The 23,972-nt window shown below is 71.0% G+C and carries 23 protein-coding genes; 8 read left to right on the top strand and 15 right to left on the bottom strand.

From position 1 onward, the window contains the following. Positions 1 to 53: 53 nt before the first annotated feature. Both ACWIGI_RS19185 and ACWIGI_RS19180 read right to left on the bottom strand, forming a co-directional pair. On the bottom strand, positions 54 to 1,640 hold the full coding sequence (locus ACWIGI_RS19185; protein WP_454203752.1) for a serine/threonine-protein kinase: 1,587 nt from the start codon (positions 1,638 to 1,640) through the stop codon (positions 54 to 56). Positions 1,641 to 2,001: 361 nt separating this feature from the next. Continuing rightward, complete coding sequence (locus ACWIGI_RS19180) at positions 2,002 to 2,865, bottom strand: arylamine N-acetyltransferase family protein (RefSeq protein ID WP_454203751.1); 864 nt, start codon at positions 2,863 to 2,865, stop codon at positions 2,002 to 2,004. 111 nt (positions 2,866 to 2,976) lie between these two features. Here ACWIGI_RS19180 and ACWIGI_RS19175 point away from each other — a divergent pair, with 111 nt between their 5' ends. After that, positions 2,977 to 5,457 carry an FtsX-like permease family protein gene (locus tag ACWIGI_RS19175; RefSeq protein ID WP_454203750.1) on the top strand — a complete coding sequence of 827 codons (2,481 nt, stop codon included), beginning with the start codon at positions 2,977 to 2,979 and terminating at the stop codon, positions 5,455 to 5,457. Positions 5,458 to 5,525: 68 nt separating this feature from the next. Here the strand turns inward: ACWIGI_RS19175 and ACWIGI_RS19170 are convergent, their stop codons facing one another. Then, positions 5,526 to 6,521 (bottom strand): alpha/beta hydrolase family protein, encoded by a 996-nt coding sequence (locus ACWIGI_RS19170; protein WP_454203749.1) that lies wholly within the window; start codon positions 6,519 to 6,521, stop codon positions 5,526 to 5,528. A 207-nt stretch (positions 6,522 to 6,728) separates the two neighbouring features. Here ACWIGI_RS19170 and ACWIGI_RS19165 point away from each other — a divergent pair, with 207 nt between their 5' ends. From ACWIGI_RS19165 to ACWIGI_RS19150, 4 genes are all read left to right on the top strand, one after another. Beyond that, positions 6,729 to 7,907, top strand: coding sequence for a winged helix DNA-binding domain-containing protein (locus ACWIGI_RS19165; RefSeq protein ID WP_454203748.1), 1,179 nt, complete (start codon positions 6,729 to 6,731; stop codon positions 7,905 to 7,907). 64 nt (positions 7,908 to 7,971) lie between these two features. Further along, complete coding sequence (locus tag ACWIGI_RS19160; protein WP_454203747.1) at positions 7,972 to 8,895, top strand: ATP-grasp domain-containing protein; 924 nt, start codon at positions 7,972 to 7,974, stop codon at positions 8,893 to 8,895. A 78-nt stretch (positions 8,896 to 8,973) separates the two neighbouring features. Further along, the gene (locus tag ACWIGI_RS19155) at positions 8,974 to 9,459 is read left to right on the top strand and encodes a tellurite resistance TerB family protein (RefSeq protein ID WP_454203746.1); all 486 of its coding nucleotides are present in this window, start codon (positions 8,974 to 8,976) and stop codon (positions 9,457 to 9,459) included. Positions 9,460 to 9,541: 82 nt separating this feature from the next. Further along, positions 9,542 to 9,724, top strand: coding sequence for a hypothetical protein (locus tag ACWIGI_RS19150; RefSeq protein WP_454203745.1), 183 nt, complete (start codon positions 9,542 to 9,544; stop codon positions 9,722 to 9,724). A gap of 46 nt (positions 9,725 to 9,770) precedes the next feature. On the opposite strand, the gene nadC is transcribed toward ACWIGI_RS19150, so the two are convergent. From nadC to nadA, 3 genes are all read right to left on the bottom strand, one after another. After that, positions 9,771 to 10,631, bottom strand: a complete 861-nt coding sequence (nadC, locus tag ACWIGI_RS19145; RefSeq protein WP_454203744.1) for a carboxylating nicotinate-nucleotide diphosphorylase — start codon at positions 10,629 to 10,631, stop codon at positions 9,771 to 9,773. A gap of 142 nt (positions 10,632 to 10,773) precedes the next feature. Further along, the gene (locus ACWIGI_RS19140; protein ID WP_454203743.1) at positions 10,774 to 12,423 is read right to left on the bottom strand and encodes an L-aspartate oxidase; all 1,650 of its coding nucleotides are present in this window, start codon (positions 12,421 to 12,423) and stop codon (positions 10,774 to 10,776) included. Between the two features lie 337 nt (positions 12,424 to 12,760). Next, entirely contained in the window at positions 12,761 to 13,798 is a 1,038-nt protein-coding gene (gene nadA, locus ACWIGI_RS19135) for a quinolinate synthase NadA (protein ID WP_454203742.1), read from the bottom strand. Between the two features lie 76 nt (positions 13,799 to 13,874). On the opposite strand from nadA, the gene ACWIGI_RS19130 reads away from it, so the two are divergent. Further along, complete coding sequence (locus ACWIGI_RS19130) at positions 13,875 to 14,624, top strand: NUDIX hydrolase (protein WP_454203741.1); 750 nt, start codon at positions 13,875 to 13,877, stop codon at positions 14,622 to 14,624. A gap of 119 nt (positions 14,625 to 14,743) precedes the next feature. Here the strand turns inward: ACWIGI_RS19130 and ACWIGI_RS19125 are convergent, their stop codons facing one another. The 4 genes from ACWIGI_RS19125 to bioB form a co-directional block, all read right to left on the bottom strand. Then, entirely contained in the window at positions 14,744 to 14,911 is a 168-nt protein-coding gene (locus tag ACWIGI_RS19125; protein ID WP_454203740.1) for a hypothetical protein, read from the bottom strand. A 97-nt stretch (positions 14,912 to 15,008) separates the two neighbouring features. Then, positions 15,009 to 15,740 (bottom strand): DUF2567 domain-containing protein, encoded by a 732-nt coding sequence (locus ACWIGI_RS19120; protein ID WP_454203739.1) that lies wholly within the window; start codon positions 15,738 to 15,740, stop codon positions 15,009 to 15,011. Further along, the gene (bsaP, locus tag ACWIGI_RS19115) at positions 15,740 to 15,955 is read right to left on the bottom strand and encodes a biotin synthase auxiliary protein BsaP (RefSeq protein WP_454203738.1); all 216 of its coding nucleotides are present in this window, start codon (positions 15,953 to 15,955) and stop codon (positions 15,740 to 15,742) included. The genes ACWIGI_RS19120 and bsaP overlap by 1 nt, the downstream gene beginning before the upstream one ends. Before the next feature lie 126 nt (positions 15,956 to 16,081). Continuing rightward, positions 16,082 to 17,119, bottom strand: coding sequence for a biotin synthase BioB (bioB, locus tag ACWIGI_RS19110; RefSeq protein WP_454203737.1), 1,038 nt, complete (start codon positions 17,117 to 17,119; stop codon positions 16,082 to 16,084). Between the two features lie 107 nt (positions 17,120 to 17,226). On the opposite strand from bioB, the gene ACWIGI_RS19105 reads away from it, so the two are divergent. Next, positions 17,227 to 17,811, top strand: a complete 585-nt coding sequence (locus ACWIGI_RS19105) for a TetR/AcrR family transcriptional regulator C-terminal domain-containing protein (RefSeq protein WP_454203736.1) — start codon at positions 17,227 to 17,229, stop codon at positions 17,809 to 17,811. Here ACWIGI_RS19105 and ACWIGI_RS19100 read toward each other — a convergent pair. The 4 genes from ACWIGI_RS19100 to ACWIGI_RS19085 form a co-directional block, all read right to left on the bottom strand. Next, complete coding sequence (locus ACWIGI_RS19100) at positions 17,784 to 18,950, bottom strand: alpha/beta fold hydrolase (RefSeq protein ID WP_454203735.1); 1,167 nt, start codon at positions 18,948 to 18,950, stop codon at positions 17,784 to 17,786. The genes ACWIGI_RS19105 and ACWIGI_RS19100 overlap by 28 nt on opposite strands. 214 nt (positions 18,951 to 19,164) lie before the next feature. Next, a complete protein-coding gene (locus tag ACWIGI_RS19095) occupies positions 19,165 to 19,950 on the bottom strand; it encodes an SRPBCC domain-containing protein (protein WP_454203734.1) in 786 nt (261 codons plus the stop codon). Positions 19,951 to 20,031: 81 nt separating this feature from the next. Beyond that, positions 20,032 to 20,721 (bottom strand): dethiobiotin synthase, encoded by a 690-nt coding sequence (gene bioD / locus ACWIGI_RS19090; protein WP_454203733.1) that lies wholly within the window; start codon positions 20,719 to 20,721, stop codon positions 20,032 to 20,034. Then, the gene (locus tag ACWIGI_RS19085) at positions 20,718 to 21,881 is read right to left on the bottom strand and encodes an 8-amino-7-oxononanoate synthase (protein WP_454203732.1); all 1,164 of its coding nucleotides are present in this window, start codon (positions 21,879 to 21,881) and stop codon (positions 20,718 to 20,720) included. The genes bioD and ACWIGI_RS19085 overlap by 4 nt, the downstream gene beginning before the upstream one ends. 86 nt (positions 21,882 to 21,967) lie before the next feature. Between ACWIGI_RS19085 and ACWIGI_RS19080 the strand changes: the two genes are divergently transcribed. Continuing rightward, positions 21,968 to 22,279: a hypothetical protein gene (locus tag ACWIGI_RS19080; protein ID WP_454203731.1), complete on the top strand. Its 312-nt coding sequence runs from the start codon at positions 21,968 to 21,970 to the stop codon at positions 22,277 to 22,279. 377 nt (positions 22,280 to 22,656) lie between these two features. Here ACWIGI_RS19080 and ACWIGI_RS19075 read toward each other — a convergent pair whose 3' ends face one another. Beyond that, entirely contained in the window at positions 22,657 to 23,952 is a 1,296-nt protein-coding gene (locus ACWIGI_RS19075) for an adenosylmethionine--8-amino-7-oxononanoate transaminase (protein WP_454203730.1), read from the bottom strand. Between the last annotated feature and the right edge of the window lie 20 nt (positions 23,953 to 23,972).

Here is a 23,972-nt window from a genome sequence, read left to right as displayed (position 1 = left end):
AACGCAATCGCGCCGCACCGGAATCCGGTGCGGCGCAATGACGTAGCGATGGGTCAGAACTTGGTGTTGCTGTCGATCTTGAAGTTGCCGCCGCCGGTGTCGACCACGCGCAGGGTCATCGACTTGTTCTGCGAGTTGGTCGCCACGCTGCCGACCAGGATGTCGGCCGAACCGTCGGCGTTCTCGCTCTCGGCCCAGCCGCGCGCGCCGTTGATGGTCGAGTAGCGGGTGACGCGATTGTCGGTCCAGTAGGTCTGGAACGCGCTCACGCTGCCGTACACCTGCTGGGCCGCGGGGGTCAGCTGATTCCAGGCGTCGGAGAACGACAGGTACACGATGCCGTCGTAGAACTTCTGGACCGTGTCGACGCCGTTCTGGACCGTCACCTGGCCGACGCTCTTGGTGTCGCCGAGAGACCCGGGCTCACCCTTGCCGGTGCTGGTCGAGGGTGCCGCCTTGGTCGCGCTGGCATCGCCGGTACCGCCGTCGGAGGTGCCGGAATCGCCGGAGCTGAGCACGCCGAAGATGACCGCGCCGGCCACGACCACCGCTGCGACCAGGGCCATCCACAGGAACTTCTTGCTCGAACCCGCGGGCTCGGCGTGCGGTTCCATGCCCGAATGGGTCGGCGGGCCACCGGCGGGCGGGCGCGGGGGCGGGGTCTCGAGCAGCTGGGCCTGGCTCATGGCGCCGGTCGGGATGTCGGCTCCGGCCGCGGACCGGCGTTCCATCTGCCGGGTGTGCTGCCGCGGCGGGGCCGGGCGGGGCGGCATGGGCTGCGGGGTCGCCGGGCCGCCGCGGCGCGCGGCGAGCACGCGGGTCGCCTCGGCATCGGGGCCCAGTTCGGCGAAGTCGGCCATGATGTCGCGCACGTCGTGCATGCTCGGCCGGTCGTCCGGCTCGAAGCTGAGCAGCGAGAGCAGCAGATCACTGAGCGGGCCCGCGTTGCGCGGTTCGCTGATCTGCCCGTTGGCCGCGGCGTACAGCAGGGCCAGCGGGTTCGGGTTCGTGCCGTACGGCGGCTCACCCTCGAGCGCGTGGAACAGCGTCGCGCCGAGTGCGAACACGTCGGCGGCCGGGCTCGGCTCGGCGCCGCGAGCGACCTCGGGTGCGAGGTAGGCGGCGGTGCCGGAGATGAGTCCGGTGGCGGTGAGGGTGACATCGCCCTTGGCCTTGGAGATGCCGAAGTCGGTGATCTTCACCGCGCCGTTGTCGCCGAGCAGGATGTTGCCCGGCTTCACATCTCGATGCACGATGCCTACGCGATGCGCGGCGATCAGCGCCGAGGCGACCTGTTCGCCGATGCGCGCTACCTGCGGCAGCGGCAGCGTGCCCTGCGAGGAGAGCACCACCGCCAGCGACTGCGAGGCGAGGTACTCCATCACGAGGCAGGGATCACCCTCGTGCTCGGTAATGTCGAACACCACAATGGCGTTGGGATGCTGGAAGCGTGCGGCATTGCGGGCCTCACGGGCCGCGCGCTGACGCACGATGTCCTTGTCGGCCGCGGACAGGCTCGGCTGGGTGATGATCTGCTTGATCGCCACCGAACGCTCGAGCCGCTCGTCGACGGCTCGCCAGACGACACCTGTGCCGCCGCTACCAATCCGTTCGACCAGGCGGTAATGCCCTGCGATCACTTGGCCGGTTTCGATGGCACTTCTCCGAAATTCTCCGCGATGGTGACTGTGACGACGCGGTTGCCCGCGTGTTTCCCCGCACGAGTGTAGCGGTCCGCGGGCGTCACGCCGACGTCAGCGTGAGATATGAGCGAGATCTCGGTGAGATCTGCGCCGCAATCCGGTCTCGATTGTGCGGTGGTGCACGCGATTCCCCAGCTCACAGCTCTTCCATGACACGACACGGAGTTGGGCCGCCGACACGGGAAACGGCGGCGCGGAGCGGGTGCTCACCGGCACGTCGTGGCGGGCACGGTCAATTGAATGCCCGATTTACCCCTTTTCTCGTACGCCGCAAGCCTTTCGACTTGCCGCTTCAACCCTATTCCGGGGGCGTGATCCAGTTCCCGCGCAGCAGCGTCGCGATGTCGGGCGCGTCGAGTTCGATATCGAACACCTCGAGCAGCACCTTCGGCAGTTCGGCGAGGTCGATCTCCCGGCCGGTCCCGCCGGCGTCCGGAAACTCGGTGGTCCACATCAGACCGTCCAGTACTTCATGCTTCTCCGGCGTGAACCGCTGCACGAACGGCCGGGCGGTGAACGGCGAGCGCGGCGAGGTCGAGACGAAGTGGTTGCCGACCGCCGAGTCGATCCGGTACTGCGGATTCAGGGTGAAGGAGTGGCGATCCACCCAGCCCTCACGCCCGAACTGGTACAGCGTCCACAACTCGCCGCCGAGCGGGCCCGTACCGCGCTCGAGTCGGTAACGCCATGCGCCGAGCGCGAATTCGCCGGGCGAGTGCACCAGGGGAACGGGCGCGAGCGGACCCGCGCCGAAGCCGACGTCGCACAGCAGCCGCTCGTCCCCCACCGTGACCAGCACCAGCGCGTGCGTGGCGGGCCGTAAACCCTTCGCGCCCATGCTGACCCGCCCCGCCAGCCCGGTGAACTCGAACCCGAGGCGTTCGAGCGCGGCCGCGAACAGGGCGACGTTCTCATAGCAGTAGCCGCCGCGCCGGCGGCGGATCATCTTGTCCTGCAGCGTCGGCACGTCCAGGGGAACGCCGCGCCCGAGCAGGATCTCCAGGTTCTCGAACGGCAGGCTCGTGGTGTGCGCGTGAACCAGCGCGCGCAGGGTGTCCGCGGTCGGCGTGCGCTCCCCCGCGTACCCGATGCGGGCCAGATACGCGTCCAGGTCCAGCTCGTCGCCGTTCCAGGTATGGGACGGGTCCACCGGTGTGCTCATCGCTGCCTCTCCTCGACGTACGGTCCGCCCGGTGCAACCGCGCCGGGCGCGCTCCTGTTCCGGCGGTGATGATCATGGACAGCCGCGGATAGTGAGCCATAGCCTGGGCCGATGACCGCCCTGCTGGATCGTCTACGGCTGTTGCATATTCGTGAGTTCACCACGCACTGGGGGCGCACGGCCGGATCCATCGTCGTCATGGCCGTGTCGTCGATGTTCCTGGTGGCGGTGCTGGGGATCTCCGGTTCGCTGACCGGGTCGGCGGATCCGGCCGGGCTGGCGGGCGATGCGGCGCTGGAGGTTTCCGGGGTCACCGACGCCGGGTTCACCGAGGCGGTGCGCACGGACGTCGCGGCGGTGCCGGGTGTGCGCGTCGCCGCTCCCGTGCTGCGGGCCAATGCCGGGCCGGACGACGATCCGCTGCTGCTGCTCGGGCTCGACGCCACCGCGCGGGAGTTCGGCGGCGGACTCGGCGGCGCGCTGGACGAGGACCGGCTCGCCGCGCTGGCGACCGTACCCGGCGGGGTCCTGGCGGGCCCGGCGGCGGGATACGCGAAAGGCGATGTCGTACAGCTGCGTTCGGGACGGATCACCATCGCCGCGGTGCTCGGCGACGACGGCGGCGACCTCAACGACGGGCACTACCTGATCGCGCCGCTTCCGCTGGCCCAGCTCGTCACCGGGCGGGCCGGGCAGGTCGATTCCGTGCTGCTGGTGACCGACCCGGATGCCGATGCCGCACAGGTGCGTTCGGCTGTGACCGCCGCGGTGGCCGGACGGGCCCTGGTGGGCGAGCCCACGATTCGCGCCGCGCAGAACGGCAACGGCGTGCTCATGGTGCGCCTCATGGCGGCCATGGGCGCGGGCATCGCGTTCGTGGTGGCGGCGTTCCTGATCTACAACACGATGAGCATGGCGCTGGCGGGCCGGCGGCCGGTGATCTCCATGCTGCGCGCGATCGGTGGACGGCGGCAGACCATCGTGCGCGATGTGCTGGCCGAGGCCGCGGTGCTCGGGCTCGTCGGCGGCGCGATCGGTTCCGCGCTGGGCGTGGTGGCCGGGCGCTACGCCATCGGACTGCTGCCGGCCGCGTTCACCCAGATGTTGCAGGCGCGGCTGGAGTACCTGCTGCCCTGGTACGCGATTCCGGCGGCGATCGTGGCGGCCGTGCTCACCAACGTGCTGGCCACCGCGCTGGCGGCACGACAGATCTATCGCATGGCGCCGGTGGAGGCGCTGGCTCCGGTCGGGGCCGCGCACTCGGACCGGGTGCCGGTGCGGGCGCGGGTCGTGGCCGGGGTACTCGCGGTGGTCTTCGGCGTCGCGACGGTGCTCGTCATGCGCGCTCACCTGGGGCTTTTCGCCGCGGTGGGCCTGGGTTTCGCGTTCGCCGCCGAGATCGCGCTGGCGTTCGCGCTCGGCGGGCCGATCGTGCGCGCGGCGGGCGTGCTGGCCCGCCGGCTGGGGCGGGCGGGGGTGCTGGCCGGGGTGAACATCGACCGCGCGCCGCGCCGGGTGTGGGCGACCACCATGACGGTCTGTATCGCGGTCACGATGACGCTGACGATCACCGGGGCGAATGCCGACGCGGTGCGTTCGGCGCGCGACACCTTCGAATCCCTTGCGGACAGCGATCTCTGGGTGAGCGTGACCCCCGAGGACCTGGTGCCCACCCCGCTGCTGCCCGCGGAGGTGGCCGAGCGGGTCGCGGCGGTGCCCGGGGTGGAGCGAGTGGTGCAGGGGCAGTTGGCGTTCGCGACCTTCGCGGGCACCAAGGCGCTGATCTACGGGGTGGAGCCGGGCGGTAACTTCGCCATGACCGCGGCGCTGGACGCCGAGACCCGCGAGCGGCTGCTCGCGGGCGAGGGTGTGGTGATCAGCCGCGATCTGGCTCGGACACTGGGGGTTTCGGCCGGGGACGAGATTCCGGTGCAGACCCCCACCGGGGAGCAGCGCACCCGGGTGCTGGCCGCGATCCCCTATTTCTCCGCGCTCACCGGGGCCGCGTCCATGAGTCTGGCGCTCATGCGGGAATGGTTCGACCGGCCCGGCGCCAGCACGCTCCAGGTCGAGGGCGTACCGGGCGGCGACCGGGAGCGGCTGCTGGCCGATGTGCGCGCTGCCCTGCCGCCGGAAGTGCACGTGTACACCGGCGATACCGCGCTGGACGGGGTGAGCAGGTCGATGGAACAGGGCCTGGTGCTCTCGCGGGTGATGCTGGTGCTGGTGGCGTTCATCGCCGCGATGGCCCTGCTCAACACCCTCACCCTGGCGCTGCTCGAACGCCGCCGCGAATTGGGCATCCTGCGGGCCATCGGTTCCAGCCGCCGCTTCGCGCTGCGGATGGTGCTGGCCGAAGCCGCGGGGATCGGTCTGGCCGGCACCGCGCTCGGCGTGGTGTTCGGTCTCGGCAACCAGGTCCTGTACGCCTACCTGGCCGGGGACATGATGGGCTTGCAGATCACCGCCCGTCCCGGACCGTCGCTGGCCGTATTCGCCTTCGCCGCACTGGCATTGAGTCTGCTGGGCTCGATTCCGCCTGCCCTGCGCGCGGCGCGGCTGAACATCGTCGAGGCGGTCAGCGCGGACTAGCGCGATGCCCGGGCCGGTGGCGCTGGAATCGATTGCCGCTCAGCCTCGCTCGATACGACCCGGCCCGCTCACGCGGCGCATTTGGCGCCGGTGGGCGCGTCGGGAGCGGTGTTGATGTTGTTGGCGACGTCGATCAGATAGTCGCTGTTGCGGGGTTCGTCTTCCAGGAGAAGGCGTTCCACCACGCAGCCGGATTCGAAGAAGACCGGGCCGACGCCGTGCTGGGCGGGTGCGACGGTGCCGTCGAGGTCGCGGCCGCTGACGATCGTGTAGAGCGACACCGACTTGCCCGCGGCGACGAGGGCGGCGCGCATCTCCACCGACGAGGTGAAGGGCACCAGGGTGTCGGCGGTGCCGTGCAGCAGGATGGTGCGGCGCACCGCGATTCGCGGGGCCAGCAGTGCCGGGGAGCGGGCGATGTACGCGCCGGGGCAGGCCCAGGGCGCGCAGTCGCCGGCGTCGCGTTCGATCTGGGCGCGCAGGTCGGGGGCGGCGAGCGGAGCCTCGAGCCAGGAGCTGAAGTCGTCCGCCTGGCCGAAGGTGCTCACCCAGTAGTCGTAGGTGCCGGGCGGGGCGTACGCGGCGGCCAGGCCGCTGGTGAGCCCGCCCTGGCTCCAGCCCCACAGCACGGTGCGGTGGATGTCCGGGTGCTCGTCGCGGTACCAGCGGGTGGCGGTGACGGTGTCGCGCCAGCCCGCCCACACGTTCCAATCGCCGGTGCGCCAGCGGCTCTCGGCCGAGCGCTGGTCCATGGTGAGCAGCGGGGTTCCGGTGCGGCGCACGATCGAGGACAGGTAGTCGGGGAAGTCGGCGGCGCTGCCCGCGTGACCGTGCACGGCCACGACCAGGCTGCCGGGGTCGAGGTCGCCGGGTGTGCTGCGATAGGGCTCGTACACCCGGCCGGTGGCGGTCTCGCCGTCGACGGTCAAGCTCACCGGGCGGATGTCGACCCGCAACGCTCTCTCCGGCGCGGCCGAAACACCGGGTGCGGCAACGATCGTCGCCGCCAGGACGCCCGCCATGACCATCGTGCTCACCGAGAGCCGCCGAATCCCGTGTCGCATCGCGGAATCATGACACGCGCGAGCGCGGGTGCGGTGTACCTCGGCGCCGTGCCGCGTGCGCGGCCGGTGGCCGATCAGGCGACGCGGCTCGCGCGGGCGGTCGCCCCACCGCTCGGTGGCGGGCGCTTCGGCCGCGAACGCCGGACTCCGGTTCCGGCCCGATCCGGACGCCGGCCCGCCGTCCGGCGACCCGGCTAGGATTCGCCCATGCGTTCGATGAGTGTGGAGCAGCGGCGAGCCCGGATCGGGGTCAGGCATCGGCTGGCCGAGTCGGCCCGGGTCGAGACGGCGGAGGCCGCCGCGCGCTCGATGGTGGTGCTGCACGCCACCGATCCGGCCACGGTGTTCCTGTCCGTGGCCGCGCGCACGCGCGGGCTCGAACCCGCGCACGTGGAGAAGGCGCTGTACGACGATCGGACGCTGCTGCGCATGCTGGCCATGCGGCGCACCATGTTCGTGGCGCCGGCCGAACTCGTCCCCGCGCTGCAGGCCTCGTGCGCGGAACCGTTGGCGCACAAGCAGCGCAAGACCTACGGCCGCTTCATCGAGAACGCGGGCGTCGTGGACGGCGACGTCGCGGCGTGGCTGGCCGAGGTGGAGGAGGAAACGCATACGGCGCTGCTGGCGCGCGGGGCCGCGACCGGCGCGCAACTGAGCAAGGATGTGCCGCGCCTGCGCACGCAGATCGACGCCGCGCCCGGCAAGTCGTATTCCAAGCCGACCAGCATCACCACCTGGATCCTGGTGATCCTGGGCTGTCAGGGCCGCATCGTGCGCGGGCGGCCGAACGGCTCGTGGAGTTCGAGCCAGTACACCTGGTCGCCCATCGAATCCTGGCTGCCCGGCGGCATTCCCGCGATCCCAGCCGAGGCGGCGCGCACCGAACTGCTGCGACAGTGGCTGCACACCTTCGGCCCGGCCCCGATCTCGGACATCAAATGGTGGACGGGCTGGAGCCTGACCGAGGTCCGCAAGGCCCTCACCCACCTGGACACCGTCGAGGTCGAATTGGACGGCGGCACCGGACTGCTGCTCGCCGACGATCTGGATCCGGTGGCCACGCCCGAACCGTGGGTGTCCCTGCTGCCCGCCCTGGACCCGACGCCGATGGGCTGGCAGTCCCGCGACTGGTACCTGGGCGAGCACGGCCCCGCGCTGTTCGACCGCAACGGCAATATCGGCCCGAGCGTGTGGTGGAACGGGCGGATCGTCGGCGGCTGGGCCCAGCGCTCCGACGGCGAGATCGTCTGGCGGCTCCTGGAAGACGTGGGCGCCGAGGCGAAGGCACTCATCGACGCCGAGGCCGCGCGCCTCACCGAGTGGTACGGCGACGTGCGGCCCGTCCCCCGGTTCCGCACTCCCCTCGAACGCGAACTGACCACCTAGGCCGGGACCGGCGGGGAGCGAGCGCGCATCGGAACCGCCGGACCGAGCCGGTACGGTGCAGGGCATGGGGGACGACGAATCAGGGCGGGTCACCGGGATTCTGGTGCCGAGCGACCCGATGCGCGCGGCACGGGTGGATCCGCATTTCGCGCGGGAGGCCGTCGCCGCACGGGAACTCGGCGCGGACGTGGTCCGGATCGATCACGACGCGCTGCTGCGGGGCGATCTCGGTGCGGCGCTGCGGGTGGTGCCGGAGTCGGGTGCGCGGCTCGTTTATCGCGGCTGGATGATTCCGGCCGATCGCTACGCCGACCTCGAGACGGGGCTGCGCGAGCGGGGCGTCGAACTGTTGACGTCGGCGGCGGAATACCGGCGTGGACACGAATTCCCTTGCTGGTATCCGCATTTCGTCGACCACACCCCCGCGAGTGCGTGGATTACGGGGAACGGCACGCCCGAATCGACGACGCTCGCCGCAGCTGCCGCGAATCTTCCGCGCGGCGCGGGCATCGTCAAGGACTGGGTGAAATCACGCAAACACGAGTGGGACAGTGCGTGTTTCGTGCCCGACCTGGCCGATACCGACCGGCTCGAACAGGTCGTGCGGACGTTCACCGAACGGCAGGGCGAGTTTCTCACCGGCGGAATCGTGTTGCGCGCCTTCGAGGAATTCACCGGAGCCGAGGCCCGGGTGTGGTGGGTGCGCGGAGAACCCGTGCTGGTGACCGCGCACCCGGATACCCCGGATCTCGTACCCGATGCTCCCGTCCACGAATTCGCCTCGGCGGTACGCACTTTCGGCGCTCCATTCGTCACCACCGATCTCGCGCGGCGCACGGACGGCGGCTGGCGGATCATCGAGGTCGGCGACGGACAGGTCAGCGATCTACCGGCGAACACCGACCCGATCGCGCTGCTCACCGGAATCCTTGCGGCGCCGGTGGATCGCCCGGAGCTTTCCCAGCGACCGCCCAGCGCCCACTGTTAGGGTCGATCGGTACACAAGCGCAGTCCGGGCATCGACACAGGGGGTCTGTGGGTCCGGGAAATCAGTTCGGAGTGTGTCATGGCCTTCCTGCACCGCCTCATGTCCAACGCGACCTCGATCAGCCGCCTGATCGACAGCGCGCCGAAGTGGCGCGAGCAGCTGCTCACCAAGCGAAACGAATTGCGCGGCGGAACCTTCCGCGATGCCACCATGGGCATCTGCGCGCTGGTCGCGGCGGCGGACGGCAGCATCGATCCGGCCGAGCGCATGCGCGTGGCCCAGCTCATCGGCGCCGATCCGATCCTGCAGCACTTTCCCACGGACGAACTGCGAGCACTGTTCGAGGACAACTGCAATCGCATCACCATGGATCCGGCGTTCGGGCGGGCCTATGTCATGCAGCAGATCGCCAAGGCGACCGGAAAACCCACCGAGGCACGGGCCGTAGTGCAAATGGGCATCATGATCGGTAATGCCGACGGCAGTTTCGATGCCCACGAAGTTGCTGCCGTCAAGGAAGCTTGCCAGGCCCTGCATCTGGATCCGCACGAATTCGGGCTGTAAAGAGCCCTGGAAACCGCTGGACTAATTTCTGGCAAACGCGCAGGCTTGGTTCGTTTGGTGTCCGAGCGAGGGGTGCTTGCGAATGGCGATCCAGGGCTTTCTGAATATCTTTTTCGATACCGTCGCGCCCAATCGCGGGTGGCGGTACTGCGGAATGTGCGATGCCAGCGGGTCATTCGGCTATGCGAATGACGGTTCGGTGATTTTCTGCTCCGTCTGCGGCGGAACCGGCTGGCTGGCCGACGCGCCGAGCTACGACCGCTGAGCTCGGCGCGCGGCCTTCCGGCCGATCATGTAAGGCTTTCCTGCCCTTACATATCCAAACCCAGGTCCAGAACCCGGACAGAATGGGTGAGCGCGCCGACGGCGAGGTAATCCACCCCGGTGCCCGCGTAATTCGCGGCATCCGCGAGGGTCAGGCCGCCCGAGGATTCGAGCACCGTCTTCGGTGACCGCGTATTCCGGCGCTGCACCGCCGCCTGGGTGGCCCACAGCGGAAAGTTGTCCAGCAGTACCAATTCGACGTTTTCCGACAAAACGGCGTCGAGTTGTTCGAGGCTGTCCACTTCCACTTCGCATTCGATAGTGGGATTCAATTCCTTTACCGCGCGCAGGGCGGCGACCACGGATCCCGCGGCCACCACGTGGTTGTCCTTGATGAGCGCGGCATCGCCCAGTCCCATGCGGTGATTCACGCCGCCGCCCACCCGAACAGCGTATTTCTGCAGGGCCCGCAGACCCGGCAGCGTTTTGCGACTGTCGCGAATACGGCACTTCGTGCCCTCCACCGCGTCGACCCATTCCGCGGTCGCGGTGGCGATTCCGGACAGGTGGCACACGATGTTCAGCAGCGTGCGCTCGGCGGTGAGCAGGCCGCGCGTCGGGGCCACCAGGCGCAGTACGGCATCTCCCGGCCGCACCCGGGTGCCGTCGGGCACCCGCTCGGTGATCTCGTAGTTCCCTTCGCCCAGTACCTCGTCCAGCACCAGCAGGCCGACGTCGAGACCGGCCACGGTGCCGGGCTGACGCGAGGCCATGACGGCCTTGGCCACCGCGTCGGCGGGAACCGTTGCGAGGGTGGTGATGTCGGGGCCGTAGCGCAGATCCTCATCGAGGGCGGTGCGGATGAGCGCGAGCACCTCGTCGCGATCGAGTCCGGCGTCGAGGGTCATGGGAGCACTCCTTCTACGAAGTCCCGGCGCACGGCACCGCCACCGGCGCGGCGCGAGATGCGCTGGGCCCGGCGGTGGTCGCGGCCGTACGGGTGGTTCGCGGCGCGGGCTCGATCGGCGAGCGCGCCGGTGCGCGGGCGGGTCATCGGGCGGCCGGGGCCGGGTCGCGCCGCCACGTCGGCACGAGTCCCGTTCCGTCGGTGACCAATTGCGGGCGGCCGTCCGCGCCGAGCCGGACGACGGTGCTGCGGCGCAACTCCTCGCGCGGTTCGGGATGATCCGAACGGGTGTGGCAGCCGCGGGATTCGGCGCGGGCCGACGCGGCGAGCAGCAGTGCGCGTGCGGTGAGGGTCAGCGCGGCGTCCTCGAGGTCGCGCACGATCGCGGCCGTCGAGTCCGCGCGCACCTGGTCGGCGCCGGGGTCCGGCGACTCCGCGAGCAGCCCGATCAGGCGCAGCACCCCCGCGCGCAGGCCGTCACCGTCGCGCACGACGGCGGCCTGCTCGGTCATCAGCTCCTGCAACAGCTTGCGGTCCGCGCGCGGCAGGGTGTGCGGCGCGCCGCCGGTGAGTTCGGCGGGATCGATGCGGGTGGCCGCACCCAGGCGTTCGCCGGCGGCCGCGCCCGCGCGTTCGCCCACGACCAGACCTTCCAGCAGGCTGTTGGAGGCGAGCCGGTTCGCGCCGTGCAGTCCGGTGCGCGCCACCTCGCCCGCGGCGTAGAGGCCGGGAACCGCTGTGCGGCCGTGGGTGTCGGTGACCACGCCGCCGCACTGGTAGTGCGCGGCGGGCGCGACGGGGATGAGATCGGTGCGCGGGTCGAGCCCGGCGGCCCGGCAGGAGGCGGTGATGGTCGGGAAGCGCTCGGCGAAGCCGTCCAGGGCGCGGGCGTCGAGGTAGACGTGATCGGTCCCGAGGGCGCGCATGCGCTCGGCGATGGCGCGTGAGACGATGTCGCGCGGGGCCAGATCACCGCGCGGGTGCACCCCGGCCATGATCGGATCACCCTGGGAGTCCACGAGTGTCGCGCCCTCGCCGCGCACGGCCTCGCTGATGAGCGGGCGGCGGCCGAGCCCGCCCGGGGTGAAGAGCACGGTGGGATGGAACTGCACGAATTCCAGGTCCGAGACGAACGCGCCGGCCCGCAGCGCGAGCGCGATGCCGTCGGCGGTGGCCCCGGACGGGTTGGTGCTGCACGCGTACAGCTGCCCGAGCCCACCGGTGGCCAGCAGCACGGCGGGCGCGTGCACGAGCCCGAAACCCTTGTCCGACACCGCGATCACGCCCCGCACCCCCTCGGGCCCGGTGACGATCTCGACGACGGCGGCCCCGAACAGGATCGGCAGCCCGGCGGCGTTGAGCGCCCGCTGGACCTCCGCGCCGGTGGCGTCGCCCCCGGCGTGAATGATCCGCCGCGTGCTGTGCCCGCCCTCGCGGGTCCGCGACACCTGCCCGTCGCGCCCGAGGTCGAACACGGCCCCGAGATCGGTCAGCGCCGCGATGGCGTCGACCCCGCCCTCGACGATGGATCGCACGGCGTCGGTCTCACACAGTCCCGCCCCCGCGACGACGGTGTCCCGCACGTGCGATTCCACCGAGTCCCCGTGCGGCGCGACGACGGCGATCCCGCCCTGCGCGTACTGCGTGGAGGTGTCGGTGGCCCCGCCCTTACTGAGCGTGAGCACCCGCAACCCCCGCAGCGAGGCGGTCCGGGCGGCCGTCAACCCGGCCACCCCACCCCCCACCACGACGAGGTCGGCCTCGGCCTCCCACTCGATGGCGAAATTCCCCATCACAAGTCCTCTCGCGGGCCGACCGACGCGAGGGCGAATCCACGTCCCGCCACCGGATCACGCCGGGATGCGGGAGGCGACGTGGTCACACCGCCCCGGGGGGCGTTCGCGGCAGCCCGGGCGGGCTCGATCAGTGCGCTCCGGAATCCGGTCAGCACCTGTCCGACGGTTCTGGTGGCCGCGCGGGCTGTGCGGGCCAACGGGGTTTCGGGTTGCCAGCCGGTCAGCAGGCGGGTGCCGGTGGGGCGGGTGAGCGGGCGGGGCAACCGGATCCGGGAGCCGCCGGCGGTCGCCCGGGGCCCGGCGGGTCTGGCCGCCGGGATCTGGGGCGACATGGTTATTCCCCGCCGCCCGGGTTGCCGATCTCGATCATGCGCTGCACGGAACCGCGTGCCAGGGCGGCGGTTTCGAGGTCGACGTGCACCTCGTCGCGGTTCTCCAGCAGGCAGCGGAGCAGGGCGGCGGGGGTGATCATCTTCATGTACGCGCAGGAGGCGCGGTCGTTCACGGCCTGGAAGTCGATGCCGGGCGCGGCTTTCCGCAGCTGGTGCAGCATGCCGACCTCGGTCGCGACCAGGACCTGCTTGGACTTGGCGGCCTTGGCGGCGTCGATCATGCCGCCGGTGGACAGGATGTGCACCCGGTCGGCCGGGAACTCGCCCGCGCCCGCCAGGTACAGCGCCGAGGTGGCGCAACCGCATTCGGGGTGCACGAACAGTTCCGCGTCCGGGTGGGTGCGGGCCTGCTCGTTGAGCTCGTCGCCGTTGATGCCGGCGTGCACGTGGCACTCGCCCATCCAGATGTGCATGTTCTCGCGGCCGGTGATGCGCTTGACGTGCGCGCCCAGGAACTGGTCGGGCAGGAACAGCACCTCGCGGGCGGGGTCGATGGAGGCGACCACGTCCACGGCGTTCGAGGAGGTGCAGCAGATGTCGGTGAGGGCCTTCACCGCGGCGGTGGTGTTCACGTACGACACCACCAGGGCGCCGGGGTGTTCGGCCTTCCACTCCGCGAGCTGCTCGGCGGTGATGGAGTCGGCCAGCGAGCACCCGGCCCGCTGATCCGGGATGAGGACCGTCTTCTCCGGGCTGAGGATCTTGGCGGTCTCGGCCATGAAGTGCACGCCGCAGAAGATGATCGTGCCCTCGGGGGCCTCGGCGGCGATGCGGGACAGCGCGAGGGAGTCGCCGACGTGATCGGCCACGTCCTGAATCTCGGGCAGCTGGTAGTTGTGCGCCAGGATCGTGGCGTTGCGTTCGCGCGCCAGTCGCTTGACCTCCTGCGCCCACTCGGGGGTGGCTTCCACGCCACCGAATCCCGACGGTCCATCGGTGATGCGCTCCGCGAGCGTCATCGTCGCACCAGGTGCAGCCATGGCTGGCTCCTTCTCTCATGCGCTCGGCCACATCGCCGATTCGCATCCAATCGGTTTTCGACTTATGATCGAAAACGTGGCCCATCGTAGCACCATCCACGAAACGCTCACCGCGGTGTACCAGGTTCGCCGCTTCCCCGGAGACGTCACCGCAGGTCAGGGCGGTGCACCCGCGAATGAACAGCGTTGCCCGCCCGGTCAGCGGACGGAATTGGCGGTTCTACTCTGGGAACGCGCGCTGGACCCGGCCAAGGGGACCTGGTCCCTGCCGGGCGGCAAACTACGCACCGACGAGGATCTGGACACCTCCGCGGCCCGTCAGCTCGCGGAGAAGGTGGATGTGCGCGAGTTGACGCACCTGGAACAGCTCTCGGTCTTCAGCGACCCGGATCGGGTGCCCGGCGACCGCCGGATCGCCTCGGCGTACCTGGGCCTGGTGCCGCTGACCGCGGATCCGCAGCTGCCGCCGGACACGCGCTGGCATCCGGTCTCGGCGCTGCCGGACATGTCCTTCGACCACGGCATCGTGGTCGAGCACGCCCGCACCCGGCTGGCCGCCAAGCTCTCGTACACGAACATGGCGTTCGCGCTCGCGCCGCAGCGCTTCACCATGTCGACGCTCCGGGAAATCTATTGCGCCGCACTGGGATACGACGTGGACACCACGAATCTGCAACGGGTGCTCACCCGGCGCGGCGTGATCACCCCGACCGGTGAGACCGCCTCCCCCGGCCGGGCGGGCGGGCGGCCCGCGGCGGTGTATCGCTTCGCCGACAACGAGATTCGCGTGACCGACGAATTCGCGGCGCTCCGGCCGCCCAGCTGACGTACGAGCGCTCCAGGCGGCTCACCGCCGCCGCACGGGTGTAGCACCGCCACTCGGGGCGGCCGTCCGCATCCGCGCGGTCGGCCCGCCCCGGGCGTTCGACGGGTGCGCGGGCTTTCCTAGTCCTCGCGCTTGCGATGCTTGGCGGTGCGCTTGTACGCGCGCCCGCTCGGAATCGGCTGCGCGGCATTGGATCGCCGAATGGCGTGGCGCTGCCGCCAGGCGGTGAGATCGGGTCGTTCCGCCGGGGTCTCCGGCGCACGATCGGTATGCGTCGCGGCTGTCATCGCCGTACCCCTTAGCGTGTCGTGAAGTCGACCCCAGGGTAGGTACGGACGCCGCCCGGCGCCATCGATTTTCGGCCCGGGCGGATAACGGTTCGGCTCAGCGCGGCGGCTCGGGGTCGCGCGGCTCCGGGGCGGTGAACGGCACCACCGGATCCCGTGGACCCGACCCCTGCGCGTTGCCGAGCTGCGCGCCCGGCGTGCCGTACGGCCCGTAGCTGATGTCGGAACCGAAAGCCCCGGGGGCCAGGATGTTCGGCTCCGGACGCGGGCGCACGAAGGGCAGTTCCAGGCCCGAGCCCAGATCGTCCGAGGTGCTCAGCGCGGCCAGGAACAGCACGACCAGCACCGTGACCAGCGGCTGCACGAGCAGCGCGGGCCAGCCCTCCACGGTCGGGGCGAACTCGATGATGGTGTGCACCACGGGAGTGTCCGGGCGCGGATGCCGCTGCTCGGCCAGGGCCTCCCCGACCAGGCGCATCACCACCGCGCCCACGAGCGACCCGCCGAGCAGGCCCAGCAGCAGGATCGGCCCGCGCACCCGCCGCCAGCGCCAGGCCGCGGCGGCGCTCAGGAACGCGACGACCAGGCCGAGCAGGACGAAGATCGCGACGCCGTCGAAGCGGTGCAGGCTCTCCCCCGTCAGGGCCGCGCCCCGCTCGGGATCGACGACCCACAGCTGTTCGGCCGGCGCCAGGAACGCCCACAGCACGCCCGCGACACCGCTCGCCGCGACCAGCGCGCCGAACACCACCGCCGCCGCGCGCGCCTCGCGCACCACCATGGCGGCGGAGTCCTCCGACGGCCCGGCGGTGGTGAATGTGATTGCCACTAGCGGCGTTCCAGGCTGCTCGATTCGAGCACCCCGTGCCGGGAGCACTTGGCCCACCAGCCGTCGGGGCTCACCTGGACGACCATCCGGCGGCCGCAGTGCTCACAGAACCGCGGCGGCTCCAAACCCAGGGCGGCCGCGGTGGGCATCGAATCCTCGAGGCCCGGCACCACGCGCTTGCCCGTGTAGGGGTTGTAGCGCTCCTCTATTTCCACGACCACCTCAATGATTCCGCAGTGTCGAATTATCGGCGTCGATGTCCGGCCGTCGCGACCGGTACGCCACGGCCGGGCCGCGCCGCCGTCACCTGTACGGTACCGGCTGCGCAGGCGAATTCGGCGTCAGAGCGTCTCGTTGAGCGCCTTGATCGGCATCTTGAGCTCGCCGAGCAGATCGAGGTCGGCTTCGGCGGGGCGGCCCAGGGTGGTCAGGTAGTTACCGACGATGACGGCGTTGATGCCGCCCAGGATGCCCTGCTTGGCGCCCAGATCGCCGAGGGTGATCTCGCGGCCGCCCGCGAAGCGCAGCATGGTGCGCGGCAGCGCGAGGCGGAAGGCGGCGACGGCGCGCAGGGCGTCGGCGGCCGGGAGCACCTCGAGATCGCCGAACGGCGTGCCGGGGCGCGGGTTGAGGAAGTTCAGCGGCACCTCGTCGGGCTCGAGTTCGGCCAGCTGCGAAGCGAATTCGGCGCGCTGCTCGAGCGATTCGCCCATGCCGAGGATGCCGCCGGAGCACACCTCCATACCGGCATCGCGCACCATGCGCAGGGTCTCGTAGCGCTCCTCGTAGGAGTGCGTGGTGACCACCTTCGGGAAGTGCGACTTGGCGGTCTCGAGGTTGTGGTTGTAGCGGTGCACGCCCATGGCCGAGAGCTGATCGACCTGCTCCTGGTTCAGCATGCCCAGCGAGCAGGCGACCTGGATGTCGACCTCGTTGCGGATGGCCTCCACGCCGGCGGCGACCTGCGCCATGAGGCGGGCGTCCGGGCCGCGCACCGCGGCGACGATGCAGAACTCGGTCGCGCCGGACTTGGCGGTCTGCTTGGCGGCCTCGACCAGGCTCGGGATGTCGAGCCAGGCGGCGCGCACGGGCGACTGGAAAAGGCCGGACTGCGAACAGAAGTGGCAGTCCTCGGGGCAGCCGCCGGTCTTGAGCGAGATGATGCCCTCGACCTCGACCTCGGGACCGCAGTGCTTCATCCGCACCTCGTGCGCCAGGCTCAGGGTCTCCTCGAGCCGGTCGTCACCGAGCTGCAGCACGCGCAGCGTCTGCTCCTGGGTGAGCCCGATACCACGCTCGAGCACCTGCTCACGGGCGATGGCGAGAATGTCCTCGCCGGCCGTGGCGTCGGCCTCGGTACGGACGGCTGCCTGGGTCATGCGCGCGAATCCCTTCGTCCGGCCGATGTGGCCGACCAACTTGAACGGTGTTCAGGGTAGGCTAGCAGTCCGCAGAGTGAGCCGGAACACGAAGGGGCAAGGTTTCAGTGCAACTGCACCGCACGGACGTGGTCGACGGGGCCATCGCCATCCTCGACCAGTACGGGCTCGCCGATCTCACCATGCGGCGGCTCGCGAGCTCGCTGCATGTCCAGCCCGGGGCCCTGTACTGGCACTTCCCCAACAAGCAGGCACTGCTCGGCGCGGTCGCGGACCGGGTGCTCGCGCCCATGGACGAGCCCGTGGAGACCGTCGAATGGTCCGGGCAGATCACCGAATTGGCGCATCGGCTGCGCTCGTGCCTGCTGGCCTACCGAGACGGGGCGGAGTTGGTCTCGGCCACCTACGCCTCCCGGCTGACCACCAGCAAGGGCCGGGAACGCCTGGCGGGGGCCGCGATTCGCGCCGGCATGACCCGAGAGGAGGCCGAGCTCGCGGCGTTCACGCTGCTGTACTACGTGCTCGGGCAGACCGTGGACGAGCAGTCCCGGATGCAGATGGACTCCGCCGGCGCGCTGGCCGAGGAGAGCTCGCCGCTGTACGACACCCCGGATGCCACCGCGCGCTTCGACTTCGGGCTGCAGCTTTTCATCAGCGGCGTGCGTCATCTGCTGGGTTCGCGCGTGCGCTGAGAGTCCGGCGTGACCGGCACGGCCTCGTCGCGCTGCACCCGGCGCACGAACGGCACGATCTGGTTCTCGATCACATCGTTGTATTCCTCGGGCTGCTGAATAGGGTTGGCGTGCCGGGTTTTCCGGGTGGTGACCACGAGCAGGGTGCCGTCGACCCCGCCGGCGTGCTCGATGAGCACGCGGTGCGAGTACTCGACGTCCACGATGGGATCGCGGCTCGCCGCGCGCGGGCGGATGAACACGATCGCCGGACGTTGTTTGCCCGGAACGGGTTCGGTGAGGGTGCGCAGATCGTCGACGGCGCCCCCGGCGACGATGGCGCGGAACTGCGCCTCGATGAGGCCGTTGCTGGCGGTGTCGTCGTTGAGGATCTTGTCGTGCAGGACCTCGTCGACCACCCGGCCGAAGCGGTCGAGGCGGATGCCGTAGCGGCCGCCGCCGACGAAACGTTCGTGGCGGGCATAGGTTTCCACGGCGAAGCGCAGTAACCGGCTCTCGCGCGCGCCCGGAATCCATCCCGTCCAGCGGGCCAGGTTCTCGCCCTGGCTCCGGCTCTCCGCGCGGACGGCGTGCAGATCCACCGGGGTGCAGTCCAGGATGACGGCCCGGACACGGTGCGCGCTCTCGGTGTGGATGTGCTCGGCGACCTCGAGCGCGATGACCCCGCCCATACTGTGCCCGGTGAGCACGACGTCGGGAATCCGGGCGGCGTCGGTGACCTTGACGATGAGGTCCGCGATGACCTTGGTGTCGATACCGGCGTTGTCGTAGCGCACCGCCCACACCGACCCCAGCCCGGACAGCGCCGGTAGCGCCCGCGCGGTCGGGGTGGCGTCCAGGACCCCCAGCCCGACCAGGTCGAAGACGGCGGTGTCGGCCGCGCTCGGGTCCGCGGGCCCGGAGATGGGGATGACCGCCGGTTCGGTGCGCGCGAGCCGCGCCCGCTCCGGGGCGACGTCCAGCCACCAGTACTGCGCGAATATGCCGAGCAACACCAGCGGAATCAGGCTCAGCCGCAATCCGATCCGCGCCCGCCGCCCCCACCCCGACCCCAGCCGGGTCGCGCGCAGCCGCTCCCGCCGCCGCGCATCGTCGTACTCGGCGGGCGTGGACGGGTGTGGATATCCCGGCAGCGCCATACCAATCCACAGTAGGCACGCCCCCGCGCCCCGCGCACCCACCGGCAGCACCGGGGCAGCGAAATGCCCACGTCACCCCCGAAGGCGACAAATCTCACCACCGGGCCCGACCGACCGTCGCGCAGTGCGAAGGGCGCAGCGCGGCGCGGCGATCATGTCGGCACGGCCCAACACCCGCCCTCGTCCGATCGGAGGGCGAGGTGGATGTGCCGAATTAGGCGTTGGGCAGGGGTGGTGCGGTGGCCGCCGGTTCGGGAGTGGACATGTCGGGCTCGGGGCGGATCTGGGGCGGGGCGACGGGGGCGGTCGTCCGGATCGAGGCGGGACCCGGGGATTGCGGGAGTTCCGGATCGGGGGCTATCGCGGTGATCGGCGGCGGCGCAAGGGAGTCCGTGCAGGGGGCGGGCGCCAGCGCGGCCGCCGGGGCGGGGGTGGTGGCGGGTGCGGGGTGGACAGCCGTCGCCGGGGTGGTGGGGGTGGGTGCGTGGACAACCGTCAGCACGTCGGCGGGTGGCGCCGCCGCCAGGGCGGCGAACTCCTCGGGGGTGGGGGTGTTCTCGGTCAGGGTGGCGAGTTTCGCCAGGGCACGGCGGAAGCCGACGGCGGTGTCGGTCGTCGACAGGGCGGGGGGCAGGTTGTCGTGGCGGGCCGTCACCCGGGTGCCGCCGGGGGCGTCGGCGAGGGTGTAGGTGATGGTCGTTTCGCCCTGCAGGGCGGGGTGGGCGGACTCGAACCGCAGGGTTTGGACCACCTCGGCGTCGGGGACCAGGCGGGTGAAGTGGCCGTGGAAGGTGTCGGTGCGCGTGCGGGCGGGGTCGATCGGGTGGGGATGGGTCAGCGAGATTCGGAAACGACCGCCCACCCGGGGCTCGAACTCGTGGATGCGGCCGGTCATGCCGTCGGGCACCATCCAGGTGCGAACCGAGCGCGCATCCAGCAGGGCGCGGAAGACGGTAGGGCGGGGTGCGCCCACGAACCACTCGACACGGGTGGAGGTCACGGCGTCACCCTACGCCCGAGCGGTCGCTCCGGAGGGGAGTTGGAGTGGAGTGTTCGCAGGTCAGAAGTGGTGCGGTGGTGGCTATTCTGCGGGCCGCAGGTGCGATTTCGCCCATTGCGGGTCGAACCAGGCGGGGGCCGCGGCGGTGAAGTCGGCACGCGACCACGCACCCGATCCGGCGGGAAGCACGCCCACGATCTCGTGTCCGGTGACCGCGGGCAGATCGGTGCGATTGCACTCGGACGCCAGATCGGGCGTCGCCGGCCACGAGCCGATGACCAGCCCCGCGCACCGCACCCCGGCGGATTCCAGCGTGCGCGTGGTCAATTCGGTGTGATTGAGCGTGCCCAGCCCGGCGGCGGCCACCACCAGCACGGGCGCGTCCAGCCGCCGCGCGAGCTCGAGCAGGGTGAATTCGCCCATGCGCACGAGTAGTCCGCCCGCGCCCTCGACCAGGGTGAGATCGGCGTCCGCGCACGCCTCGATGGCGGCGGCGGTCTCGGCGAGGGTGAGCAGCGGCTGCCCGCAGCGCCGTGCGGCGGTGTCGGGGGCCAGCGGATCCGGATAGCGCGCCAGTTCCACGGTGCGGGTCACCCCGCTGAGCCGGGTGATCTCGGCCAGGTCGCCGGGTTCGCCCGGGGCGATACCGGTTTGGGCGGGTTTGACGACCGCCACCTCGGTCCCGTTCGTGCGCGCCGTGGCGGCCAGGGCCGCGGTGACGATGGTCTTGCCGACATCGGTCGAGGTGCCGGTTACGAAGAGCAGGCTCACGCGGGGATCGCTTCCACGGACGTGCGGGCGCGGGCCTCGGCCAGCACCTCGGTCAACACCGTGGCGATGGTGGCCAGTTCGGGTTCGGTCAGGTTGGCGCGCGCGGTCAGGCGCAGGCGGGAGGTGCCCTCGGGGACCGACGGCGGGCGGAAGCAGCCGACGCTCAGGCCCCGGGCGCGGCACGCCTGGGCCGCGTCGTACGCGACCTGGGCCTCACCCAGCACCACCGACACGACGGCGGAATCCGGTTGCGGGACACCGGCTATGCGGGCCAGGTCGGTGGCCCGGGCGAGCACCCGGCCGGCCATGTCCGGGTCCGCGCGCAGCACCCGCAGCGCCGCGCGGGCCGCGCCGACGGCCGCGGGGGTCAGGCCGGTGTCGAAGATGAAGGTGCGGGCGGTGTCGATGAGGTGCGCGCGCACCCGTTCGCTGGACAGCACCACCCCGCCCTGTGCGGCAAAGGCTTTGGAGAGGGTGGCGGTGATGATCAGATCGGGTTCCCCGGCCAGGCCGCACTCCTGCACCAGCCCGCGCCCGCCGTCCCCGCGCACCCCGAGCCCGTGCGCCTCGTCCACGATCAGCACCGCGCCGTTGGCCCGGGTCACCCGGTGCAGTTCGGCGAGCGGGGCCAGATCGCCGTCGGCGCTGAAGACCGAATCGGTGAGCACCAGGGCGCGTTCCTCGGTGCGGTCGGCGAGCAGCCGGTCGATGGTGACGACGTCGCGGTGCGGGGCGATCTCCACGCGGGAGCGGGACAGCCGGCAGGCGTCCACGAGCGAGGCGTGGCTGCCCGCGTCCGAGACCACCAGCGCGCCGCGCCCGGCCAGCGCGGTAACCGCGCCGAGGTTGGCCGCGTAGCCGGAGGCGAAGACCAAACCGGCCTCCGCGCCGGTGAATTCGGCCAGTTCGGTCTCGAGCAGCTCGTGTTCGGCGGTCGTGCCGGTCACCAGCCGCGATCCGGTCGAGCCGGTGCCCCAGCGCCGCACCGACTCGATGGCGCCCGCCACCACCTCCGGGTGGTGGACCAGCCCGAGGTAGTCGTTGGAGGCGAGATCGATACTCGGCGATTCGGGCGCACGCGCGCGCAGCTCCCGGCGCAGTCCGGCGTCCACCCGCTCGGCCGCGCGCTCGTCCAACCATCTCAAGGGATCGGCACTCACAGCTCCGCAGCATACTTGAACACCGTTCAGGACGCATGCCCGGGTGCGCGACGGCGCTATGCTGGAGGCCCTAAGGAGGCTGCGCGATGCCACGATGGGCAATAGTGGTCGAGCAGACGACCGGCTTCGGCGAGTCCAAGACCTGGTCCCCGAAGATCCTCGGCGAAGTGGTGGGCACCCGCGAACAAGCACTCGCCAAGGTCCCCGATCTCGTCTCGAAATTCATCCCCGATCATCCGAAGTTGGTCAGCCGGCGCACGATCCTGCGCGACGGCGACACCTACATGCTGATCGCCCGGGGTTGGTCCGATGATTTCCACTGCGTCTTCCGCGTGTGGGAAGTGCTGTCGGACAGCGAGAATCCCGAACGGAACCGCGAGAGACGCGCCAGCCGCTGAGCGCGCCCCGCACTCTCTCGGCCGCGTAAGGGCCGCGGCCGAGCCCACCCACCGCGATTCCGCCGTGCCCGGATACCGGGCACTCCCCCGCACCCGCACTCTCGGGCCGCAGATCGCTTGCGAGCCAAACCCACCGGCACGCAAGTGTTTTGACACGTGCTGCGGACACACGATGGCCACCCCACCCGGAACGGACCGCCGCGCAAGCCTTCCGGCCCGGGCCACGGACGCGAGGCGGTCGGGCCACACCGGCGGCGGCGCCGATTCAGCGCGCAGGTGGTGCGCATCTCTCCCAGGTCTGTGCACTCGACCGCACCGCGACCGCCGAACCGACCGACACACAAGGCGTTCCGGCCCCGGGCCGCCAACGTGGGCGGTCAGGCCGCGGCGGCGGCGCGGACGGCGGCGGTGATCCGGGCCACGTCGTCGGGGGTGCTGATGAAGGGAGGCATCGTGTAGACGAGGTTGCGGAAGGGGCGGAGCCAGACGCCGGCGTCGACGGCCGCGGCGGTCGCCTTGCGCATGTCGACGGGTTCGTGCAGCTCCACCACGCCGATCGCGCCCTTGACGCGGACGTCGGCGACCGCGGGCAGCGACCGCGCCTCGGAAAGTCCTGCGCGCAAGCCGGATTCGATCATGGCGACCTCGGCCTGCCAGTCGCGCGAGAGCAGCAGCTCCAGGGACGCCACGGCCACCGCGCACGCGAGCGGATTGCCCATGAAGGTGGGACCGTGCATCAGGCCGCCGTGCGAGCGGCTGATGGTCTCGGCGATCTCGGTGGTGCACAGGGCGGCGGCCAGGGTGAGGTAGCCGCCGGTGAGGGCCTTGCCGACGCACATCACGTCGGGGCGGACCCCGGCGTGGTCGGCGGCGAAAAGCCTTCCGGTGCGGCCGAATCCGGTGGCGATCTCGTCGAACACCAGGAGTACGTCCGCGGCGTCGCAGATCCGCCGCAGATCCGACAGGTAGCGCGGATCGTGGAAGCGCATACCGCCCGCGCCCTGCACCACCGGTTCCACGATCACGGCTGCGAGTTCGCCCGCGTGCGTGGTGATCAGGCGTTCGAGTTCGGCGGCGTAGGCCGGGTCGTAGTCCGCGGGCGGCGCGGGGGCGAAGATCTGCTCGGCCATGACATCGGTCCAGAGCGAGTGCATGCCGCCCTCGGGATCGCACACGCTCATGGGGGTGAAGGTGTCGCCGTGGTAGCCGCCGCGCCAGGTGAGCAGGCGGCGCTTGGCCGGACGGCCCAGTGCGCGTTGGTATTGCAGGCACATCTTCACCGCGACCTCCACCGACACCGATCCGGAGTCGCAGAGGAAGACCTTGTCCAGGCCCTCGGGGGTGAGCTCGACCAGCAGCCGCGACAGCCGCACGGCCGGTTCGTGGGTGAGCCCGCCGAACATCACGTGACTCATGCGCCCGGCCTGCTCGCGCAGCGCCGCGTCCAGCACCGGATGCCGGTACCCGTGGATGGCCGCCCACCACGAACTCATGCCGTCCACCAGCTCGCGGCCGTCCGCGAGGGTGAGCCGGGTGCCCGCGGCCGAGGCGACCACGAGCGGTTCGGTCGTTGCCGGGAATCCGCCGTAGGGATGCCACACGTGTGCCGCGTCGAGCGCGGTCAGCTCGGCGGCGGACAGCGCCCGCGCGCCGGTCTCGTCGATCGCGGCCACGGCACTCCTTCGGCAGGCGG

This window comes from Nocardia sp. NPDC055321 (assembly GCF_053645575.1).
Note: the sequence above shows the minus strand (reverse complement) of the source record. Positions and strands in the feature narration are given on the sequence as shown.

Bases quoted from the DNA above. Each gene is read 5' to 3' on its own strand.
- ACWIGI_RS19180 (WP_454203751.1), bottom strand. From the start codon at position 2,865: ATGAGCACACCGGTGGACCCGTCCCATACCTGGAACGGCGACGAGCTG.
- ACWIGI_RS19140 (WP_454203743.1), bottom strand. From the start codon at position 12,423: ATGGGGAATTTCGCCATCGAGTGGGAGGCCGAGGCCGACCTCGTCGTG.
- ACWIGI_RS19170 (WP_454203749.1), bottom strand. From the start codon at position 6,521: ATGCGACACGGGATTCGGCGGCTCTCGGTGAGCACGATGGTCATGGCG.
- nadC (WP_454203744.1), bottom strand. From the start codon at position 10,631: ATGACCCTCGACGCCGGACTCGATCGCGACGAGGTGCTCGCGCTCATC.
- ACWIGI_RS19080 (WP_454203731.1), top strand. From the start codon at position 21,968: ATGCCACGATGGGCAATAGTGGTCGAGCAGACGACCGGCTTCGGCGAG.
- ACWIGI_RS19155 (WP_454203746.1), top strand. From the start codon at position 8,974: ATGGCCTTCCTGCACCGCCTCATGTCCAACGCGACCTCGATCAGCCGC.
- bioB (WP_454203737.1), bottom strand. From the start codon at position 17,119: ATGACCCAGGCAGCCGTCCGTACCGAGGCCGACGCCACGGCCGGCGAG.
- ACWIGI_RS19165 (WP_454203748.1), top strand. From the start codon at position 6,729: ATGCGTTCGATGAGTGTGGAGCAGCGGCGAGCCCGGATCGGGGTCAGG.
- ACWIGI_RS19150 (WP_454203745.1), top strand. From the start codon at position 9,542: ATGGCGATCCAGGGCTTTCTGAATATCTTTTTCGATACCGTCGCGCCC.
- ACWIGI_RS19160 (WP_454203747.1), top strand. From the start codon at position 7,972: ATGGGGGACGACGAATCAGGGCGGGTCACCGGGATTCTGGTGCCGAGC.
- nadA (WP_454203742.1), bottom strand. From the start codon at position 13,798: ATGGCTGCACCTGGTGCGACGATGACGCTCGCGGAGCGCATCACCGAT.
- ACWIGI_RS19125 (WP_454203740.1), bottom strand. From the start codon at position 14,911: ATGACAGCCGCGACGCATACCGATCGTGCGCCGGAGACCCCGGCGGAA.
- ACWIGI_RS19175 (WP_454203750.1), top strand. From the start codon at position 2,977: ATGACCGCCCTGCTGGATCGTCTACGGCTGTTGCATATTCGTGAGTTC.
- ACWIGI_RS19100 (WP_454203735.1), bottom strand. From the start codon at position 18,950: ATGGCGCTGCCGGGATATCCACACCCGTCCACGCCCGCCGAGTACGAC.